Source organism: [Rhizobium] kunmingense, assembly GCF_977018605.1.
The window spans coordinates 2,051,773-2,071,020 of record NZ_CDRNXG010000001.1 but is presented as its reverse complement, the minus strand read 5'-3'; the positions used below and the strand labels follow the sequence as shown (position 1 = coordinate 2,071,020).

Annotated in this window: 18 protein-coding genes and 1 tRNA gene; 10 read left to right on the top strand and 9 right to left on the bottom strand. The window is 62.2% G+C overall.

What is annotated here, in order from left to right:
* The first annotated feature begins 35 nt into the window (after positions 1 to 35).
* From AC0JZ4_RS09720 to AC0JZ4_RS09710, 3 genes are all read left to right on the top strand, one after another.
* The gene (locus AC0JZ4_RS09720; RefSeq protein WP_471886179.1) at positions 36 to 1,037 is read left to right on the top strand and encodes a bile acid:sodium symporter family protein; all 1,002 of its coding nucleotides are present in this window, start codon (positions 36 to 38) and stop codon (positions 1,035 to 1,037) included.
* A 71-nt stretch (positions 1,038 to 1,108) separates the two neighbouring features.
* Positions 1,109 to 1,357 (top strand): DUF4160 domain-containing protein, encoded by a 249-nt coding sequence (locus AC0JZ4_RS09715; RefSeq protein WP_471886178.1) that lies wholly within the window; start codon positions 1,109 to 1,111, stop codon positions 1,355 to 1,357.
* A complete protein-coding gene (locus tag AC0JZ4_RS09710; RefSeq protein WP_471886177.1) occupies positions 1,344 to 1,757 on the top strand; it encodes a DUF2442 domain-containing protein in 414 nt (137 codons plus the stop codon). Before AC0JZ4_RS09715 ends, AC0JZ4_RS09710 begins: the two co-directional genes overlap by 14 nt.
* Before the next feature lie 76 nt (positions 1,758 to 1,833).
* On the opposite strand, the gene AC0JZ4_RS09705 is transcribed toward AC0JZ4_RS09710, so the two are convergent.
* Entirely contained in the window at positions 1,834 to 2,316 is a 483-nt protein-coding gene (locus AC0JZ4_RS09705; protein WP_471887850.1) for an Hsp20 family protein, read from the bottom strand.
* 302 nt (positions 2,317 to 2,618) lie between these two features.
* On the opposite strand from AC0JZ4_RS09705, the gene AC0JZ4_RS09700 reads away from it, so the two are divergent.
* A complete protein-coding gene (locus tag AC0JZ4_RS09700) occupies positions 2,619 to 3,770 on the top strand; it encodes a hypothetical protein (RefSeq protein ID WP_471886176.1) in 1,152 nt (383 codons plus the stop codon).
* A 61-nt stretch (positions 3,771 to 3,831) separates the two neighbouring features.
* Here the strand turns inward: AC0JZ4_RS09700 and AC0JZ4_RS09695 are convergent, their stop codons facing one another.
* Complete coding sequence (locus AC0JZ4_RS09695) at positions 3,832 to 5,067, bottom strand: hypothetical protein (RefSeq protein WP_471886175.1); 1,236 nt, start codon at positions 5,065 to 5,067, stop codon at positions 3,832 to 3,834.
* A gap of 196 nt (positions 5,068 to 5,263) precedes the next feature.
* Between AC0JZ4_RS09695 and AC0JZ4_RS09690 the strand changes: the two genes are divergently transcribed.
* The gene (locus AC0JZ4_RS09690) at positions 5,264 to 6,235 is read left to right on the top strand and encodes an alpha/beta fold hydrolase (protein ID WP_471887849.1); all 972 of its coding nucleotides are present in this window, start codon (positions 5,264 to 5,266) and stop codon (positions 6,233 to 6,235) included.
* 34 nt (positions 6,236 to 6,269) lie between these two features.
* Here AC0JZ4_RS09690 and hisN read toward each other — a convergent pair whose 3' ends face one another.
* Positions 6,270 to 7,046 carry a histidinol-phosphatase gene (gene hisN / locus AC0JZ4_RS09685; RefSeq protein WP_471886174.1) on the bottom strand — a complete coding sequence of 259 codons (777 nt, stop codon included), beginning with the start codon at positions 7,044 to 7,046 and terminating at the stop codon, positions 6,270 to 6,272.
* 376 nt (positions 7,047 to 7,422) lie between these two features.
* Positions 7,423 to 8,310 (bottom strand): N-formylglutamate amidohydrolase, encoded by an 888-nt coding sequence (locus AC0JZ4_RS09680; protein ID WP_471886173.1) that lies wholly within the window; start codon positions 8,308 to 8,310, stop codon positions 7,423 to 7,425.
* A gap of 179 nt (positions 8,311 to 8,489) precedes the next feature.
* Here AC0JZ4_RS09680 and cpdR1 point away from each other — a divergent pair, with 179 nt between their 5' ends.
* On the top strand, positions 8,490 to 8,855 hold the full coding sequence (gene cpdR1, locus AC0JZ4_RS09675; RefSeq protein WP_471886172.1) for a response regulator CpdR1: 366 nt from the start codon (positions 8,490 to 8,492) through the stop codon (positions 8,853 to 8,855).
* A 212-nt stretch (positions 8,856 to 9,067) separates the two neighbouring features.
* A tRNA-Val gene (locus tag AC0JZ4_RS09670) sits at positions 9,068 to 9,142 on the top strand.
* A 179-nt stretch (positions 9,143 to 9,321) separates the two neighbouring features.
* Here the strand turns inward: AC0JZ4_RS09670 and AC0JZ4_RS09665 are convergent.
* On the bottom strand, positions 9,322 to 11,358 hold the full coding sequence (locus AC0JZ4_RS09665) for a methyl-accepting chemotaxis protein (RefSeq protein WP_471886171.1): 2,037 nt from the start codon (positions 11,356 to 11,358) through the stop codon (positions 9,322 to 9,324).
* Between the two features lie 261 nt (positions 11,359 to 11,619).
* Between AC0JZ4_RS09665 and AC0JZ4_RS09660 the strand changes: the two genes are divergently transcribed.
* Entirely contained in the window at positions 11,620 to 11,856 is a 237-nt protein-coding gene (locus AC0JZ4_RS09660) for a hypothetical protein (protein ID WP_471886170.1), read from the top strand.
* Between the two features lie 68 nt (positions 11,857 to 11,924).
* On the opposite strand, the gene AC0JZ4_RS09655 is transcribed toward AC0JZ4_RS09660, so the two are convergent.
* From AC0JZ4_RS09655 to AC0JZ4_RS09640, 4 genes are all read right to left on the bottom strand, one after another.
* Positions 11,925 to 12,098, bottom strand: coding sequence for a DUF1328 domain-containing protein (locus tag AC0JZ4_RS09655; protein ID WP_471886169.1), 174 nt, complete (start codon positions 12,096 to 12,098; stop codon positions 11,925 to 11,927).
* Positions 12,099 to 12,171: 73 nt separating this feature from the next.
* Entirely contained in the window at positions 12,172 to 13,206 is a 1,035-nt protein-coding gene (locus AC0JZ4_RS09650) for an ABC transporter ATP-binding protein (RefSeq protein ID WP_471886168.1), read from the bottom strand.
* Positions 13,203 to 14,741, bottom strand: coding sequence for an ABC transporter permease (locus tag AC0JZ4_RS09645; protein WP_471887848.1), 1,539 nt, complete (start codon positions 14,739 to 14,741; stop codon positions 13,203 to 13,205). The genes AC0JZ4_RS09650 and AC0JZ4_RS09645 overlap by 4 nt, the downstream gene beginning before the upstream one ends.
* A gap of 117 nt (positions 14,742 to 14,858) precedes the next feature.
* Positions 14,859 to 15,872 (bottom strand): iron ABC transporter substrate-binding protein, encoded by a 1,014-nt coding sequence (locus tag AC0JZ4_RS09640; RefSeq protein ID WP_471886167.1) that lies wholly within the window; start codon positions 15,870 to 15,872, stop codon positions 14,859 to 14,861.
* A 161-nt stretch (positions 15,873 to 16,033) separates the two neighbouring features.
* Between AC0JZ4_RS09640 and AC0JZ4_RS09635 the strand changes: the two genes are divergently transcribed.
* Complete coding sequence (locus AC0JZ4_RS09635) at positions 16,034 to 18,103, top strand: ATP-dependent helicase (protein ID WP_471886166.1); 2,070 nt, start codon at positions 16,034 to 16,036, stop codon at positions 18,101 to 18,103.
* A 258-nt stretch (positions 18,104 to 18,361) separates the two neighbouring features.
* A complete protein-coding gene (locus tag AC0JZ4_RS09630; protein WP_471886165.1) occupies positions 18,362 to 19,243 on the top strand; it encodes a DMT family transporter in 882 nt (293 codons plus the stop codon).
* The last annotated feature ends 5 nt before the right edge of the window (positions 19,244 to 19,248 follow it).

Genomic DNA, 19,248 nt, shown 5'->3' with positions numbered 1-19,248 from the left:
CGAAAGCTCAATCAAAGTGACTTGAGGACTATGAAATGAAGCGTTTTCTGCCTGACCAGTACACGATGATGCTGGTCGGAACGGTGATCCTGGCATCCTTCCTTCCCATCCACGGCGTCTTGGCAGACTGGTTCGGGCTTGCCACCGACATCGCCATCGGCCTGCTGTTCTTCCTGCACGGCGCACGGCTGGCGCGCGAAACGGTGATTGCCGGCGTGCTGCACTGGCGCCTGCACCTGACGATCGTCATGACCACATTCGTGCTTTTCCCGATCCTCGGCCTGGCGCTCGGCTTCATCCCGGAAAGCATTCTTCCGGCACCGCTCTATCTCGGCCTGCTGTTCCTCTGCGTGCTGCCTTCGACGGTCCAGTCGTCGATCGCCTTCACCTCGATGGCAGGCGGCAACGTACCGGCGGCGATCGTCGCGGCCTCCGGCTCCAACATCCTCGGCATGTTCCTGACGCCGGCGCTCGTCGCCCTGCTTCTGTCCACCACCGGCGGCGGTGGCGTCTCGATGGAAGCGCTTCAGAAGATCGGCTTGCAGCTGCTCGCGCCCTTCATCATCGGTCAGATCCTGCAGCCGTGGATCGGCAACTGGGTCCGCTCCAAGAAGAAGCTGCTGACACCCTTCGACCGCGGCTCGATCCTGATGGTCGTCTATCTCGCCTTCTCGACCGCCGTCATGGAAGGCATCTGGAGCACCTTCTCGATCACCGATATCGCTGTCGTCATCGGCCTCGACATCGTGCTGCTCGCCGTCGTGCTCTGCGTCACCATGTTCGGCAGCCGCCTGCTCGGCTTCTCCAAGGAAGACGAGATCACCATCACATTCTGCGGCTCGAAGAAGTCCCTGGCGTCAGGCGTGCCTATGGCCAACGCCATTTTCGCCGGCCACTCGACCTCGATCGGCGCGGTCGTCCTGCCGATCATGCTTTTCCACCAGATCCAGCTGATGGCCTGTGCCGTGATCGCCCAGAAATATGCCCAGCGCCTCAAGGCCAAGGAAGTGGCGGCAGCAGAGCCTGCCGCGGCCTGAGATCAGGCCACCACACTCTGAGTGAAAACCCAGGCGCTTTCCAAAGCGCTTGGGTTTTGTTATTTTGGCATATGCCAACAGTTCTCCGCTTTGCCGGTTTGCGCGCAGTGATTTATCCCAACGATCATCGGCCCGCGCATATTCACGTGCAGGGCGCAGGCGGCGAGGCTGTGTTTTTATTGAACTGCCCTGAAGGTCCCGCAGCATTGAGGGAAAGCTACGGTTTCAAGCTTGCCGATCTGCGACGGATCGAGAGCGTTCTGAACGATGAACTGACCCAACTTTGCGCAGCATGGAGCAATCATCATGGCGATTTCTGAAGAAGACCTGCAGGCCGCCGAACATCGGTTAAGCCAGCAACGTGCATCAGGTTACGCCTCCTCGGCACACTTCGACCCGCAATCAACACGGATCGTCATCGAGATGGACACGGGCGTACAGCTTGCCATTCCCGCAGAGAAAATCGAGGGACTGAGCGGAAGCTCGGTAGAGCAACTGGCTGAGATCGAGATCAGCGAGGCTGGATTGGGCCTGTACTGGCCTCGACTGGATGTCGACGTTTACGTTCCCGCGCTGCTCCAGGGCATATTCGGCTCCAGACGCTGGATGGCAGTGCAACTGGGCGCGAAGGGTGGCTCCGCGCGATCGGAAGCCAAAAAGGCCAGCGCCCGCGAAAACGGCCGCAAGGGCGGAAGACCGTCAAAGGCCGCCATAAGCTAGGGAACGAAAAACGCCCCTCCCGTTGCCGGAAGAGGCGGATCATTACATCCCTCGATCAAAGACCGAAGTCGGCCGTTCAGTTGACCTGCTGCGGCGTAACCTGCGCCTCGATCGTCTTGGCGGTATCGCCGGCATCGGCTGCGATCGTGACACGACGGGGCTTCATGGCCTCGGGAATATTCCGCACGAGATCGATATGAAGCAGGCCGTTCTTCAGCGAGGCGGTCTCGACCTCCACATGGTCGGCAAGCTGGAAGCGTCGCTCGAAGGCGCGCTTGGCGATGCCGCGATAGAGGTATTCGTTCCGCTCTGCCGCATCGTCCTCGGTCTTTTCACCCTTCACGGTGAGCGAATGCGCCTGGAACTCGATGGAAAGCTCGCTTTCATCGAAACCGGCAACAGCCATGGTGATGCGGTAGGTGGTCTCGCCGGTCCGCTCGATATTATAGGGCGGATAGCTCTGCCCCTGATCGCCAAGGTTGCGATTGTCGAGCAGATTGAAGAGACGGTCGAAGCCGACGGTGGAGCGGTAGAGAGGGGAAAAATCGACGTGACGCATGATGTCCTCCATGGAAGCGACGTTGCGGTTTAAGGTCATGGCATCCCGCCCCATTCTGGCGACGGAAGGCCCGTTTTGCAGACCCGTTTGGCGCCTGCGAAACCAAGATGGGAATTGTCTTGGCACGGTTCAAGCCCCCGATCTGGAATGATCGAAACGCATGTCGGGCTTGCATACCCGTTCGTTTCGAATTGACGAAAATCAAACACTCAATCATAAAATTAACTATCGTCAAAATTGCATTGCGCAGAAGTCCGATGCAAGGCGCATCGACTGCGAACATGCCCGACAGGAGCAAGACGATGCATTCCGCTTTGAGGGCCGGATGGCTCACACCCGCATTCATGATTGTCGCCGGTGCAGCACCGGCGAACGCGCATGTCAAATGGTTCGCCCCCTATATCGTCGGCGCCCCGCCGCAGCCGATCGCCGCCACGCTCGCCAACATGTGGTTCTGGACCGGTATCGCGCTCGTACTCATCTTCTTCCTGGCCACCCGCGCCATCGAGAAATCAAGCGCCGGCGACAAGATCCTGCGCGGCCTAGACAGGATGACCGACCCGATCTGGAACCGGCTCGACGATTTCGTTCGCGCCGTCGTCGCCGCTTTCTTCGTCGCCATTTTCGCCGTCGGCGGCGTCTATCTGACGCCGGACCTCAAGACGCCGTCGGAAATCGTCTCCTGGGGCCAGTTGCTGATTGCCATGCTGATCTTCTTCCGGCGAACCCAGCCGCTTGCCGCCCTCGGCATCATCCTTCTCTGGCTGCTGGCGCTGCGCGACTACGATATTTTCCACCTGCTCGATTATCTGGCGCTCGGCGTCGGCGTCGCAGCCTATCTCGTCATGGACGCCTCGTCGAACGAGGAGCTGCGCAAGCATCGTTTCCAGGCCCTGCGCTGGGGCGTGGCAATCGCGCTGATGTGGTCGAGCCTGGAAAAATTCGCCTATCCGGACTGGTTCTATCCGCTCGTCGAGGAAAAGCCGTTTCTGACCTTCGGCCTTCCACGCGACGTCTTTATCCCCATGGCCGGCGTATCGGAATTCACCATGGGCTTCGGCCTTCTATGGACGCCGATGGTGCGCCGCCTCTCGGCCATAGCACTCTTCGTCATCTTCAATGCGGCGGTCTATCCCTTCGGCCGTATCGACCTCATCGGCCATGCGCTGATCATGGCGGTGATCGTCGCCATCGCCGCCGATCACACCCGTGATGTCTTCTTCGTCCCGAACTTCAAGAAGCTGATGGCAGGCATTCCGATCGGCATTGCCGCTGCCCTGGTGATCTTCGCATCATCCTACTGGGGCCTGCATATCGCCTTCTATGGCAGCGAGGGAAACGTCGCCGCCATTCACCGCACCACCCACAGCGCCGACCCGGATCATCCTCACCCGACCGACATTGCGCGCGAGGTGACGGAAGAACTCCCAGGTACGACCGATCACCGGCATTGAGCATAAAAAGGCGCGGGCCAACCGTCACCGGAGCGGCCCGCGCCCGTTCGTCACACCGGCCTCAGTGGACCGCGCCGGAACCACCTGCCGCCACGATGGCGAAAGGCTGGCCTTCGACGGCAATGGTGCGGACTTCCTTCAACGCCGCGCCATCGACGACCCGGATCAGGCCATGCCGCGGGTCGGTGATCGCCACCTCGCCATCAGCGATCGCCAGACGCGGGCGCGGATCGCGCCAATGGCCGTCCTTGCTGTAAGGCTCGGTCACGGTCTCGGACTTGACGATCTCGCCCTTCACAATGTCGACCAGGTGCAGCTTGCCGTCCTCGGTCAGCACATAGGCATTGCGCGGCTCGGCCGGATCGAGGGCGAAATCGACGCGACGTGTCGGCAGGTCGATCAGCTGATAGGGCGCTTCCGCATTGTCGGGATCGATCAGCGCCACCTTGTCTTCCCCGTAATTGCCGAGGAAGAACTGCATCGACTTTCCGCCGAGAAGCGTCGAGACCTTGCCCTTCGGCAGATCCTTGCCATAGGCCAGCATCTCGACCTTCGGCCCTTCCATGCCGCCCGGACGCGCAATCAGCACGCCTTCGGCGCAACCGAAGGCGACCAGACGCGCCGAAGTGGCTTCGCCATGCAGGCCCGTGCAGGTCGAAACCTCGCCCACCTGTTTGCCCGCCTTGTCGAGCACGCGCAGGCCAAGGCGCGGCGGCAGCTCGCCCTCCTTTACCGGCGCTTGCGTGTTCGGCACGGAGACGAGGAAATGATCGCCAAGCGGCACGGCGACGCCATGATGAGCCGCGATCGTCTCGAATGCCTTCGGCTCGACCTTGCCATCGATCAGCGCATCCTCGCTCAACAGATCGAATTTCGCCTCGCGATCGTAAAACACCGCGACCTGATCGCCATGGGTCACCACATGGCCGGGCTTCTGACCCTTGATCGAAGCAGCCACGAGCTTCGGCTCGCTGAGTTCGATGTCGCGATGCTCGCCATGGTCGGACAGAGAAATGCCGGTGGAAATGGCGTTGACGATATTGCTGTCGCCCTGAACCGCAAACACCGTCTCGCCGGTCTCGCTCAGCGACAGGGCGGCATAGCCTTCAAGATCGAACTTGCCGAGCACCTTGCCCGATTTGAGGTCGATCGCGCGCACGACCGGCAGCGTATGGTCGGCCACGAACAGCCGCCAGGCCTCCTCGTGCTTTTCCTCGGCAAAAGCCGCCAGGCCGAAAGCCGATGCGGAAGCCAGAAGAACCGCCGAGAAACCGGCGGCGCGCAACAGATGGGACATAACCTCTCCTATATGTAATAACATTACAAATTGATCGTTATATAGTTACATCACCATTGTCCATCCCTGTCATCCCAACCTAGACCGACATGCACAGGCTGCCCGGCGTCAGGCCATGAGGGCCGTCCGCTCGCATTTTCACTTGACCTCGCGGCCCACTCGCCTAACGCTCACCCGCATGACAGAAGCGCCTCATATCACCGATGAAATCCTCCGCCCGACACCCGACAATCCGGCACCGGATGATGTCACTGCGGGCTATTTCACCGGCCACCGCGGCGCAAAGATCCGCTATGCGCTGTTCCGTTCGGCAATCGTCCCGGCCCGTGGCACGGTGGTACTGCTGCAGGGGCGCAACGAGTTCATCGAAAAGTATTTCGAGACGATCCGCGAGCTGAACGCGATGGGCCTGTGGGTAGCGACCTACGACCTGCGCGGCCAGGGCGGCTCGGATCGGCTGCTGAAGAACCCGCGCAAGGGCCACGTCCGCCGCTTTGCCGATTACGAACGCGATCTGGAGATATTTCTCGAACAGATCGTCCTGCCGGATGCCCGCCTGCCCTTCTTCCTTGTCGCCCATTCGACGGGCGCATTGATCGCGCTTTCGGCAGCGCCGAGATTGTCGAACCGTATCAGCCGCATGGCGCTTGCCGCGCCCTATATCGGCTTCCACGGCCAGAAAGCATCGCAATCCGTCGCCGGCCCGCTTGCCCGCGCCCTGTCATGGACCGGCTTCGGCAGCGTCCAGCTCGGCGGCGACCGGCGCCTCGTCCCTTTCGAGAACAATCGCCTGTCCGGCGACCGCCGTCGCTTCGAGCGCAATATCGGGCTTTATACGAAGTTCCGGGACCTTGCGGTCGGCGCACCGACGGCACGCTGGATCCACGAAACGCTGAAAGCGGCCCACCGCGTATCGCAGCAGACCCACTTGACCAAGATCACCATCCCGACGCTGATCCTCGCGCCGGTGCTCGACGGGGTCGTACCCTATCGGCTGCAGGAAGATCTGTCGCGCAATTTCCGCGCCGGACAGCTGATCACCATCACCGGCGGTCGCCACGAGCTGTTTCAGGAAAAGGACATCTATCGCGCCCAGGCGATGACCGCGATCGAGACCTTCATGCCCGGCCTCGACGGCGGACTGGATATGGCGGAAAGCGCCGCCTGAACGGCATGTCCGCTGTTTGCCTGTGAGGGACCGCTCAGCGTCCCGCCAGAAGCGCCATCGCCTCTTCATGCACAGCCTTCGAACCGGCTGCGATGATGTTGCCGCCATTCTCCGGTCGGCCGCCATCCCAGGTGGTAATGATGCCCCCGGCCTGCTCGATGATCGGGATCAGCGCGCCGACATCATAGGGCTGCAGGCTGTTTTCGACGACGAGGTCGACATGCCCGGCGGCAAGCAGCACATAGGCATAGCAATCGCAGCCGTAACGGAACAGCCGGACCTTCTCCTCGACCGACCTGTAGCGGGCGAGATCCTCGCCCTGAAAGATATGCGGCGACGTGGTGAACAGGATGGCATCCGACAGCGAACCGCAATCACGCACGGAAATCTGCCGCTCTCCGTCCGGCCCGGAATACCAGGATTTTGTGCCGTCGGCGAAATAGCGCTCACCGATGAACGGCTGGTCCATCATGCCCATCGTCGCACGCCCGTTCGAACGCAGGCCGATCAGCGTTCCCCAGACCGGCAGGCCGGAAATGAAGGCACGCGTCCCGTCGATCGGATCGATCACCCACACATGCTCGCGATCGAGCCCGACATTGCCGTGCTCCTCGCCTAAAATGCCGTGCTCGGGAAACCGTTCGCCGATCAGCGCCCGGATCGCCGTTTCCGCCGCGCGATCGCCCTCGGTCACCGGATCGAAGCCGCCGGCGAGCTTGTTGACCACCGAAATACCGGTGCGGAAGCGTGGCAGCGTCTCGCCCTTGGCTGCATCGGCAAGCGTATCGAAAAATTCGCGGTCGGGCAGCATGGGCAGATCCTATCCTGTTGATATGAGGGATTTCGGCATGAGGCAGGCGCTTTTTCTTAGAGCCTCGGAGCGCCGAAGAAAACCGCTTTTATCGCCACCAGCTGCCGAGCAGGTAATCACATCGCTCAAATATGATGCAAATTTAATCACAATAAAAACATGCTTGACAATTGTGCATGGCTCGACGTATTTTCCTAAGCACAGTCTTTGACTGTAAATACCCTCCTTGGGTGTTTCCTCCCTAGACTTAGCCGCGCGAATAGCGCGGTTTTTTTTGTCCTAAGACCAACCCGCGAGGTCGGGAGATGCGCCGCGCAGGCGCTGGCTCGCGCCATGCGTTAGCGACAGGTCCAGGGCAGACTTTGGGGAAGTGGCTTTATTCGGCTGCGAGCGCAGTCATGCCGCCGGAGAAATCGGCAACATAGTCCGCCATCTGGCGCATGAAGGTGGAAAGGGCTGCCGCGACAAGCGGAAATTCCCGCTTCCTCTCCAGCGTCACCTCATCGACATAAAGGCCGCGATTGATCTCGATCTGCAAGGCGTGCAGCCCGCGCACCGGCCGCCCGTAATGCTCGGTGATGAAGCCGCCCGCATAGGGCTTGTTGCGCACCGCCTCGAAACCCATGTCGTCGAAAAACTGCAGCGCCGCGCGTGAAAGCTCGGCCGACGCGCTCGTTCCGTAACGATCTCCGATGATGAAGTCGGGCCTGACGCCCGAGCCGGAAAGCCGGATATTGCCCGGCATCGAATGGCAATCGATGAGGATGCCCATGCCGAAACGCGCATGGGTGCGGGCGATCAGCTTCCGAAGGCAGGAATGATAGGGCTTGTAGACCGCCTCGACCCGCTGCAGCCCCTCCTCGACGGAAAGTCGCTTGCGATAGATTTCCATGTTCTCGGCAACGATCCGCGGGATCGTTCCAAGCCCGCCGGCCACCCGCATCGAACCGATATTGACGTAAGGCGGCAGCGGACCGTCGAACATGCGCGGATCGAGTTCGTAGGGTTCGCGATTGACGTCGAGATAGGCGCGCGGGAAGTGCGCAACGAGCAGCGGCGCGCCCAGTTCGGGAGCATCGGCAAACAGCTCGTCGACATAATGATCGGCCGAACGGCGGATCGAAAGCGCGTCAAGACGGCTCTCGGCGAGGAAATCCACAGGATAATGGTTACCGCTGTGTGGGGAGTTGAAGACGAAGGGAATGGTCTGAACCACCGGCTCCCGCACCTCAAACTGCTGAAAATCGCCCCCGAATTGGTCCATTCCGCCTTTACCATGTCACGAACAAGTCTTCCCGGCATGTTGCCAGTTGCCCGGCGCCAAGTCCATACTATGTTAATCCCACCAAAGGCCCTTCTGCGCCGGTTAAACGGAAATTTACCGTAAGCTGGAATGATGGATGGCTCATACAACCTCAGGCATGCACGGATACGGTCCCGAAGATGATACAGAAAATCCTCCTTGCAGAAGACGACAACGACATGCGCCGTTTTCTGGTGAAGGCACTGGAAAAGGCCGGCTACAAGGTCGATTCTTACGACAACGGCGCCAGCGCCTATGACCGGCTCCGCGAAGAGCCGTTTTCGCTGCTCCTCACCGACATCGTCATGCCGGAAATGGACGGCATCGAGCTCGCCCGCCGCGCGACCGAACTCGACCCGGACCTGAAGGTGATGTTCATCACCGGCTTTGCCGCCGTGGCGTTGAATTCCGACTCGAAGGCACCGAAGGACGCCAAGGTCCTCTCCAAGCCCTTCCACCTTCGCGACCTCGTCGACGAAGTGAACAAGATGCTCGCCGCAGCCTGAAACTTTTTTCAGAATCAATCATCGAATCGAGGCGCCCATTCGGGCGCCTTTTCTGTTTCCGGCACATCGTCAGGCACGCCCCGGAGAGAGCGCGCGGTCATCCACAGCGACAAAAATCCCGGAAATCCGGGCCTGTCAAAAAAGCTTCGCATTTCTTCCAAAAAACCAGTTGACGGCCCGATCATCCTATGGTCTATGCGCCGACATCGGATGGGCGTGTAGCTCAGCGGGAGAGCACTACGTTGACATCGTAGGGGTCACAGGTTCAATCCCTGTCACGCCCACCATCCTTCCTCTCAGGAGGAAAAAAGACAAAAGCCCCTTCGGGGCTTTTTCTTTTTCAACCAACCACTTGCAGGTCAGATGCCACGGCGCGGGAACAGTCTCGGCGGCCGGAGCGCGCGGATGAAAAAGCCCGACCTGCGACTGCCGGCCGGGCTTGGGAATTCTTGTCGAGAAGGCCGAATCAGAACTCTTCCCAGTCGTCCGTCGAGCCGGTTGCGACAGCCGCCGCAGACGTCACGGCCCCTCCACCGAAAGCCTGTGAAAGCCGGTCGACCATGCCCCGCGCGGGCGATGCCTTCGGCATCGAGCGTCCATCCACCGGCTTCACGGCATTGGCGCGGCGAAGGCTCGCTGAAACGGATGCCGCATGATCCGAAAGAGGCGCCGCAAAGCGCCGCTCGCTGTCCGCCCTGCTTGAGACAGCACCACCGCCAAGCTGGAATTGCCCGACGAGATCACGCAGGCGGCCCGCCTCGCCGGCGAGCGTTGCGCCGGCGGCATTCGCCTCTTCCACCATCGCGGCGTTCTGCTGCGTCACCTGGTCCATCTGATTGACGGCATTGTTGACTTCCGAAAGTCCGGTCGACTGTTCGCGCGCCGAAATGGTGATCGCGTCCATATGCTGGTTGATCGTCACCACATAGGCCTCGATCGTCTTCAGCGCCTCGCCGGTGGCATGGACGAGCTTCACCCCGCTGCCGACTTCGGACGACGACTTGGCGATCAGCTCCTTGATCTCCTTGGCGGCGCCGGCCGAGCGTTGCGCCAGTTCGCGCACTTCCTGTGCGACGACGGCAAAGCCCTTGCCCGCCTCGCCGGCACGCGCCGCTTCCACGCCGGCATTCAGCGCCAGAAGATTGGTCTGGAAGGCAATCTCGTCGATCACCCCGATGATGCTGGAAATCTGCCGCGACGACTGCTCGATCCGGCTCATCGCCTCCACCGCGTCGGCAACCACGGCTTCCGATCTGCGCGCGCTGTCATTGGCCTGCACAGCGACGCTACGCGCCTCCTCGGCCCGCCTTGAGGAATTCGCCACGTTGGCGGTGATCTCGTCCAGCGCAGCCGCCGTTTCCTCCAGCGAGGCCGCCTGCTGCTCCGTGCGCCTGGACAGATCGTCGGCGCTGTTGCTGACCTCGCGTGCACCGCTATCGATCGAGCCCGTCGCATCGGCGACCGAGGACAGGGTCTGCTGCAACTGCTCGACCGTGCGGTTGAAATCGGCCCTCAGGCCCTCGAAATCGGCCGCAAACGCATTCTCGAGGCGGAACTGAAGGTCACCGGCGGAAAGATGCTTGAGCCCTTCCGCAAGCCCGGCCGTAGCCTGCGCCATCGCATCGGCGCGTTCGGCATCCTGGGTGGCGATGCGCCGGCGCTCGCTCTCGCTCTGGCTGCGCGCCTCGGCGGACGCCTGTTCGAGGCTGATCGCCTTCAAGCCGTTGTCCTTGAACACCTGCACGGCCCGCGCCATGCCGCCGATTTCGTCCCGGCGGTCGCCGCCGGCCACATCGGTGGCGAGATCTCCGGCGGAAAGCCGCCCCATGATCGCGGCCAGCGCCTGGATCGGCCGCACCAGCCACGCCCGGATCGCCACGAAGCTGACGAGCGAGATGATGACGAGCGCGGCGACCACGCCGCCGATCGTCGTCCAGTAGATCATCCGAGATTCCGCCGACAGGCCGCCGGTGCTCGCCCGTGTCGCCTGCGACAGCGCATCGACCTTGTCGTTCAGCGCCTTCGACATGACCTGGAACTGCGGCTGGCACTCACGGAAGAACACGTCCATCGCGTTCTTGATGTCGAGATAGGTCAACGCCTTGGCGCCAAGCACCATCGTGTTGGCGCAAGCCTGATCGAGCACCGCCATCGCCTGCCCCTTCAGCTCGCCGATCGAGCCGTCGTTCGGCAGCGCGGTTGCGGCACGGTCCATATGAGCGGAAAACAGCTCGCGGGCGGAGACAAGCTCCTCCTGCGCCTTGCGCTCCTGCTCCTTGGCGGTGGTGAGCAGGCTGTCACCGATCGCCCCGCGGATGGTCTGGAATGTCTGGCTGGCCCGCGACAGTGCCGTCGAGGCATCGCCCTCGGTCGTCACGAGACGCGAGTAATCCGCATCGACCCGCAGGATCTGGCTGCCGGCGTAATAGGCGAGCACCAGCGTGAACAGGCCGAAGGATGCAAGAAGCACGAAGAACTTGGCCGTAATGGATATGTTTTTCATCTCAGACCTGCCTGAAAAGCGTTTGAAGCAAAGTGGCTTGACGCATCGACGGCCGATGATCGGATTTCTGGCAATGACGTTCCCCCCACTCCCCGGAACGGCATCACTCTATCCGCACAGATATTACCATAAGTTAAAAGCTCAAATCGCAATGCAACCATAGCGGAATACGTTTCCTGTATAAAAACAAGATCTCGCACGCCTATATTACTCTTTGGTCATCTGTTCTTGCTATCTAACCGTCACAGCAAGGGGAATGGCATGGCGCAGTACAAGTATCCCACCCATCTGGTCGAAGCGAAATCCTGGGCATTTGACCAGGACTGGAAACCCGGCCAGCCGGTCGGCAATGCCGGCATCTATCGCTGTCGCACCTGCGGTGACGAGATTGTCGTCGACAAGGGCTCCGCGATCCCCACGCACCATCACGAACACACGATCCTCGGACCCGTCGTCTGGCAGCTCCTCGTGTTTGCCCAGAAGCATCCGGGGCGCTGACGATAAAAAAGCCGCCCGGTCAGGGGCGGCTCGGTCTTGGTGGTCTGGGTCTTTCCGAACCGGATTGATCACATGATCGCGCTGCCGGCCATCAGGGCCAGCACGAGGAAGATCAGGAAGATCACCAGCGCGATGAAGAACAGGATCTTCGCGATGCCCGCGGTCGCGGCCGACACGCCGGAGAAACCGAGAAAGCCGGAAATCAGCGAGATGACAAGAAAGATAAGCGCCCATTTCAGCATGGATGTGTGTCCTTGATTGAGATGGCGGGATAACGCTTATCAAATGTTCCCGGTTCCCACGGCAGGAACAAAATCAGCCGAACACATGCGCCTGGCCGCAGACACCGATGCCGATCTCCTGGCCGACGGTGAACGCGCGTAAACTCGGTACATCCACGCTCAGCACAACGCTCTCGTCCTGCAGCAGCACGACACGCAACTCGCAGGTCGAACCGGCAAATCCAATCTCGGCAATACGCCCGCGCGCGGCACCGGCCGGGTCATCGAAGAGCGTGATCTGCTCGGGCCGCAGCAGGATCGTTCCAAGCCCCCTCGCCTCCACCCGGTCTGCAGCGACACGCCCCAATGCGCAGTCCGCGTAACCATCCGACAGAACCGCGTCGAGAATGATGGCCTCGCCCAGAAACGCCGCTGCCTGCGGGTCGGCGGGACGGGCATAGACGGCACGCGGCGAACCGGACTGCACGAGCCGTCCGGCGCGCATCACCGCCACCGTATCGGCAAAAGCCAGCGCCTCGGCCTGATCGTGGGTGACGAGCAACGTGGCGATCCCCTCCGCCCGCAACACGTCGCCGACCGCCTTGCGCGTTGCCGCCCGAAGCCCCGTGTCGAGTGCCGAGAACGGCTCGTCGAGCAGCATCAGCCGCGGCTTGCGCGCCAGCGCACGGGCGAGCGCCACACGCTGCTGCTGGCCGCCGGAAAGCGCGTCCGGCCGACGTGAGAGCATTGACGCGTCGAGCCCGACCATTTCCATCAGCTCCGCCGCCCTCCGCTTTTTTGCCGGCTGATCCCCGCTTATCCCGAAGACGATATTGCCCTCGACGGAAAGATGCGGAAACAGGCACCCGTCCTGCGCTACGATTCCGACATTGCGCCGGTAGGCCGGCACCGTCGCAGAGCCTTCTGCAACCGTTTCGCCGGCGATCGCGATCGAGCCTGCATCCGGCGCCTCGAAACCGGCGATCAGCCGCAGAAGCGTGGTCTTGCCGCAACCGGACGGCCCGACGACGACCATGCGGCTACCGCGTTCCACCGCAAGGCTGACACCGTCGAGCGCCGTGACGGAACCGAACGTCTTGGTGATGTTGCGAATATCGACAAAACTCATCGGCCTGCGATCTTTTTCGATTGGTGATAGAGAAGCGCCGCCATCGGCAGGGAAAAGACGATCATCAGCAGCGCGTAAGGAGCGGCCCCCGCATAATCGATCTCGCTCGTCAGCGCCCAGAAGGCCATGGCGAGCGTGCGCGTGCCGTTCGGCGCCAGCATCTGGGTCGCAGTCAGCTCGTTCATGATGCCGAGCGACGAGAGCGCCACGGCCGTCGCGGCCCCCGGCGCTGCGAGCCTGACGGTGGTCGCCAGAAGCGCGTTGACGGGCGAGCGCCCGAGACTTGCCGCCGCCTGCTCCAGCTCCGCCGGCACCTGCGCGATACTGGCGCGCAGACTGACCAGCGCCCGCGGCAGGAACATGATCACATAGGCGATGACGATTGTCGCAACCGTCTGGTAGAGCGGCAGCGCCACCCGAACCGTGATCGTCACCAGCGCCAGCGCCACGACGACGCCCGGCATGGAACTGGCCAGATAGTAGCAACCCTCGATCACCCGGCTTTTGCCGCTCGGCCGACGCACCGAAAGCCAGGCGATCGGCAGCGCTGCAAGCGTCGTGGCGATACCGCCGACAAGGCAGATGACGAGCGTCTGGAAAAGCGCCAGCCCGATCTCGTCCATCCGCCAGATGTCGATGCCGCCGGCATGAAGCCAGCGCGACAGCGTCACGGCCGGGATGCCGAGCGAAAAGACGACCGCCGCCGCCGGCAGGACAAGGCAGACAGGGCGCCAGCGCCCGAGCGAAACCTTGCGCGGCATCCGTGCCACGCCGGGGCCGATCCGGGAATAGCGGCCTCGCCCCCGCAAACCGGCATCGAGGCCGAGAAGCACGAGGCAGCAAAGTACGAGCACCAGCGCCAGCATGTTGGCCGCGACACCATTATAGGTGGACTGGAACTGATCGACGATCGCGGTCGTGAACGTGTCGAAGCGGATCATCGCGTAAAGCCCGTATTCCGACAGAAGATGCAGCCCGACCAGCAGCCCGCCGCCGAGGATCGACAGCCGCAATTGCGGCAGCACGACGCGGCGCAGCACGGCAACATCGGACAGGCCCAGTGAAGCGGCCTGATCCTCCAGCGCCGGATCTAGCAGCCTCAGGGCGGCGGCGATCGGCAGGTAGAGAAACGGAAAATAGGCCGCAACCGAAATCGCCACGCCGGCGGCCAGGCCGTGGAAGGACGGCCACAGCCCGATCCAGGCGTAGGAATGCACGAAGGCGGGAATGGCGAGCGGCGCGACGCAAAGCACAGCCCAGAGCCGCGCAAGCGGTAGGTCCGTCCGCTCCGTCAACCAGGCGAGCGCGGTGGCGACGATCGCGGTGATCGGCACCGTGATCAGCACCAGAAGCAACGTGTTCGCCATCAGCTCGCCGACGCGCGGGCGAAAGATAAGCTGAGCCGCCGTCTGCCACCCCGTCACAACGGCTGCCCAGAAGACGAAGCCGAGCGGCATCAGCGCCATAAGCGCGATGACGATCGCAACGCCATAGGTCCCCCGCCCGCCCGAGAAAAACCGGGGTCGCGAAACCATTGCGGGCCTGCTGTCAGCGATGGATGACATGGATGATCCGGAAATGACGTTTCAAGAGCTACGCCCTGCATCGCCTTCGCGCAACGGCTGTTGCGAAAGCGGGCCTTTGGCGAGCCGTCACAGCAGCCCGGCCTCCGTCATCATGTCGGTCACGTCGGCATTGTTGAGCGTCGACGGCTCCACCTTCGGCGCATCGAGTTCGTTCAAGGGGATGAGCGCCGCGTTGGAAGCCTCGCCGTTACCGACCGCATATTCGAACGACGTTCCGTCCCGCAGGATCGCCTGACCTTCCTTGCCCGTCAGCCATTTGAGGAATGCCTGCGCCTGCTCCTTGTGCTGCGACGAGGCAAGGATGCCGCCGCCGGAGATCGACACGAAGGCGCCGGGGTCCTGGTTCCTGAAATAATGCAGGCCGACATTGTTGCTGTTTTCGCCGGTCTGCGCCTGATCGCCGAAATAATAGTAGTGATAGATCAGCGCCCCTTCGATCTGCCCGGCATTGACCGCCTTCATCGCAACCGAATTGCCGCGATAGGCGGTGAAATTGTCCTTCATCCCTTTCAGCCAAGAGGCCGTAACCTCCCTGCCCTTCAACTGCATGAGCGCGCCGACGATCGCCTGAAAATCCGCACCCGATGGCGATGCCGCCCATCGCCCCTGCCATTCCGGCTTGGCAAGATCGAGCATCGATTTCGGCAGATCGGCTTCCGAAAGCTTCGTCTTGTCATAGGCAAACACGGTGGAGCGCGCCGCAACCCCGATCCAGCGCCCGTCCGCCGGGCGGAACCCTTCGGGCACCTGATCCAGCGTTTGCTTGTCGACCGGTTCGAACAGACCCCTGCCATCGACCAGCGCCATGGCCGGCGAGTTTTCGGTGAGGAACACGTCGGCCGGGGAATTCGCCCCCTCCTGCACGATCTGGTTGGCGAATTCCATGTCGACGCCGTTGCGGATCGTCACGACGATGCCGGTCTCTTCGGTAAACGCCTGCGCCCATTCCCGCGTCAGCCCCTCGTGCTGCGCATTGTAGATCGTCAGGCTGTCGGCGATCTGCGCCAACGCCATGGATGGGCCGGTCAACGCGGAAACGGCAAGCGAAGCGCCTGCCAGAAGAACGGATGCGGTTTTCATGAAACTCTCCCACGCAACGACGCGATCCCTAATCGATAGCGAAAGCCGAGAGCGGCAGTCAAGTTTGTCGAAGCGGTGGAGAAGCACCGGCATGGGAGGCAAGCGGGTGCGAATCAGCTATTGCTCAGATGAACACATCGGGAACAAGCCTGCGGAATGTAATGTCTGTCGCCTACCTGGATAAACTCAACGATGCCCAGCGCCGGGCCGTGGAACATGGGTCGGACGTGCCGAATGGCGGCCCGGCGGGGCCTCTGCTCGTCATCGCCGGTGCCGGTTCCGGCAAGACCAACACCCTCGCCCATCGCGTCGCCCACCTGATCGTCTCCGGTGCCGATCCGCGCCGTATCCTGCTGATGACCTTCTCCCGCCGCGCCGCAAACGAAATGGGCCGTCGCGTGGAGCGCATCTGCCGGCAGGTGCTGGGTGAGAAAGCCGGCATCATGACCGATGCGCTTGCCTGGGCCGGCACCTTCCACGGCATCGGTTCGCGCCTGTTGCGCCTCTACGCCTACCAGATCGGCCTCGACCCGGATTTCACCATCCACGACCGGGAGGATTCCGCCGACCTGATGAACCTTGTGCGCCACGAACTCGGTTTTTCCAAGATGGAAAGCCGGTTTCCGACCAAGGGCACCTGCCTTGCCATTTATTCCCGTGCCGTCAATTCCGAGACCCCGCTCGACGAGGTGCTGAAGACCTCATTCCCCTGGTGCCAGGCCTGGGAAAAGCAGCTGCGCGAACTCTTTGCCTCCTATGTCGAGGCAAAGCAGGCCCAGAACGTGCTAGATTACGACGACCTGCTTCTCTACTGGGCGCAGATGATGAGCGAGCCGTCGATCGCCGAGGATGTCGGCGCCCGCTTCGATCACGTCATGGTCGACGAGTACCAGGACACCAACCGGCTGCAATCCTCCATCCTGATGGGCATGAAGCCGGGTGGGCGCGGCCTTACCGTCGTCGGCGACGACGCCCAATCGATCTATTCCTTCCGCGCCGCGACGATCCGCAACATCCTCGACTTCCCGAATACCTTCGATCCGCCGGCCAATATCGTCACGCTCGACCGCAATTACCGCTCGACGAGCACGATCCTCGCCGCCGCCAACGGCGTCATCGAGCTTGCCCGCGAGCGTTTCACCAAGAACCTGTGGACCGATCGCCAGTCGGAAGAACGCCCGCGCCTCGTCGCCGTCAAGGACGAGACGGAACAGGCGAATTACATCGTCGAGAAGGTGCTGGAGAACCGCGAAACCGGCATGACGCTGAAACAGCAGGCCGTGCTGTTTCGCGCCTCCCATCATTCCGGCCCGCTGGAAGTGGAACTCACCCGCCGCAACATCCCTTTCGTCAAATTCGGCGGCCTGAAATTTCTCGACAGCGCCCATGTGAAGGATCTGCTCGCAGCCCTGCGCTTCGCCCAGAACCCGCGTGACCGCGTGGCAGGCTTCCGGCTGATGCAGCTCATCCCCGGCGTCGGCCCGCAGACGGCCGGCAAGATCCTCGATGCGATCGCCACCGACCCCGAGCCGCTTGCAGCATTGCAGGAAATCCCCGCCCCGCCGCGCTCCGGCGCCGACTGGGCAGCCTTCGTCGAGATGCTCGCCGCAATCCGCAGGAACGAAGGCTGGCCGGCCGAAATCGGCACCGCCCGCGAATGGTACCAGCCGCATCTCGAACGCGTCCACGAGGATGCCGAGACCCGCAAGGCCGACCTGTTGCAGCTCGAACAGATCGCCTCGGGCTACGCGTCGCGCGAACGCTTTCTCACCGAACTGACGCTCGATCCGCCGGATGCGACGAGCGACCAGGCCGGCGTGCCGCTCTTGGACGAGGATTACATGATCCTCTCCACCATCCACTCGGCAAAGGGCCAGGAATGGCGCTCGGTCTTTCTATTGAACTGCGTCGACGGCTGCATTCCCTCCGATCTCGGCGTCGGCTCGACCGCCGAGATCGAGGAGGAACGCCGGCTGCTCTACGTTGCGATGACCCGCGCCAAGGATCATCTCCACATCATCACGCCGCAGCGTTTCTTCGTCCACGGCCAGCATGCCCAGGGCGACCGGCACGTCTATGCCTCGCGCACCCGCTTCATCCCGGCGACGCTGTTGCAGTTTTTCGAAACCGCCGCCTGGCCGGTCGTCGCGCCGATGTCGGATGAGGAGCGCCGGCATCGCCAGCAGGTGCGGATCGACATGACGGCGCGGATGCGGGGGATGTGGCGGTAGGCGTATTCAGGATCGGTATCGACCGCGTTTGACCTCATCCGCCTCCCGCATCGTTGCTGCCTCTCATCCCAACCCTCTCCCCGCAGGCGGCGAAAGGGGATCTGCCCCAATCGAAGTTGCAGATAGAGCGAGAGGACGCAGCCGGATGCGGGGCAGCGCCGACGTCGGCGAAGACATCGCCGCACATAAATCTCGCGCCCTCACACTAAGCAATGTAGAGCTACGATCAAAACCGCACCGCCTGGGGAGGCACCGTCAGTGGACAACACGCAATCGACCGCAAAGGCGGCCGCCTGGATGCTGGGATCGATCGCCCTTCTGCTGCTCATGGCGATCTCCGGCCGGATCATCACCAGGGAACTCGACGTCTTCCAGGTGATGGAAATGCGCTCCGTCATCGCCTTCTTCATGCTCCTGCCATTCGTTTTCCGCGAAGGCGGCTTTTCCGCCATGCGAACAACGATCCTGCCGAGCCATATCGGCCGCAACGTGGCCCACTATGTCGGCCAGTTCGCCTGGCTGATGGCGCTGACGATGATCCCGCTGGCGCAGGTCATCGCCATCGAGTTCACCGCACCGATCTGGGCAGCCCTGATGGCCGCCTTTTTCCTGGGCGAAAAGCTGACATGGCGCAAATGCGTGGCGATCGGCTTCGGCCTAGCCGGCGTTCTGCTGATCCTCAAACCGGGCGTCCAGCCGCTCAATCCCGGCCATGTGATCGTGCTCGGCGCCGCCTTCGTCTTCGCCATCTCCTTCATCATGACGAAGTTTCTCACCCGCACCGACAGTGCGACGAAGATCATCTTCTGGATGCTGATCATCCAGTCGATCATCGGCCTGATCCCGGCGCTGCGCGTCTGGGTCTGGCCGTCGGCTGCCGTCTGGCCGTGGATTTTCGTCATCGCCTTTACCGGCACATTCGCGCATTTCTGCATGGCAAAGGCGCTGCAGCATGCGGATGCGACGGTCGCCATGCCGATGGATTACCTGCGCGTACCAGCCTCCGCCCTGATCGGCTACCTTCTCTATGCCGAAGGCGTGGACGCGCTGATGGCCATCGGCGCCGCCCTCATCCTCACCGGCAACCTCTTCAACCTGCGCCGCCCGAATGCCGGAAAAATACAGCAGACGCCGACGTGAGCGAT

Bases quoted from the DNA above. Each gene is read 5' to 3' on its own strand.
- hisN (WP_471886174.1), bottom strand. From the start codon at position 7,046: ATGCTGCCCGACCGCGAATTTTTCGATACGCTTGCCGATGCAGCCAAG.
- AC0JZ4_RS09635 (WP_471886166.1), top strand. From the start codon at position 16,034: ATGTCTGTCGCCTACCTGGATAAACTCAACGATGCCCAGCGCCGGGCC.
- AC0JZ4_RS09655 (WP_471886169.1), bottom strand. From the start codon at position 12,098: ATGCTGAAATGGGCGCTTATCTTTCTTGTCATCTCGCTGATTTCCGGC.
- AC0JZ4_RS09665 (WP_471886171.1), bottom strand. From the start codon at position 11,358: ATGAAAAACATATCCATTACGGCCAAGTTCTTCGTGCTTCTTGCATCC.
- AC0JZ4_RS09680 (WP_471886173.1), bottom strand. From the start codon at position 8,310: ATGGACCAATTCGGGGGCGATTTTCAGCAGTTTGAGGTGCGGGAGCCG.
- AC0JZ4_RS09720 (WP_471886179.1), top strand. From the start codon at position 36: ATGAAGCGTTTTCTGCCTGACCAGTACACGATGATGCTGGTCGGAACG.
- cpdR1 (WP_471886172.1), top strand. From the start codon at position 8,490: ATGATACAGAAAATCCTCCTTGCAGAAGACGACAACGACATGCGCCGT.
- AC0JZ4_RS09695 (WP_471886175.1), bottom strand. From the start codon at position 5,067: ATGTCCCATCTGTTGCGCGCCGCCGGTTTCTCGGCGGTTCTTCTGGCT.
- AC0JZ4_RS09710 (WP_471886177.1), top strand. From the start codon at position 1,344: ATGGCGATTTCTGAAGAAGACCTGCAGGCCGCCGAACATCGGTTAAGC.
- AC0JZ4_RS09705 (WP_471887850.1), bottom strand. From the start codon at position 2,316: ATGCGTCACGTCGATTTTTCCCCTCTCTACCGCTCCACCGTCGGCTTC.
- AC0JZ4_RS09700 (WP_471886176.1), top strand. From the start codon at position 2,619: ATGCATTCCGCTTTGAGGGCCGGATGGCTCACACCCGCATTCATGATT.
- AC0JZ4_RS09650 (WP_471886168.1), bottom strand. From the start codon at position 13,206: ATGAGTTTTGTCGATATTCGCAACATCACCAAGACGTTCGGTTCCGTC.
- AC0JZ4_RS09660 (WP_471886170.1), top strand. From the start codon at position 11,620: ATGGCGCAGTACAAGTATCCCACCCATCTGGTCGAAGCGAAATCCTGG.
- AC0JZ4_RS09715 (WP_471886178.1), top strand. From the start codon at position 1,109: ATGCCAACAGTTCTCCGCTTTGCCGGTTTGCGCGCAGTGATTTATCCC.
- AC0JZ4_RS09640 (WP_471886167.1), bottom strand. From the start codon at position 15,872: ATGAAAACCGCATCCGTTCTTCTGGCAGGCGCTTCGCTTGCCGTTTCC.
- AC0JZ4_RS09645 (WP_471887848.1), bottom strand. From the start codon at position 14,741: ATGGTTTCGCGACCCCGGTTTTTCTCGGGCGGGCGGGGGACCTATGGC.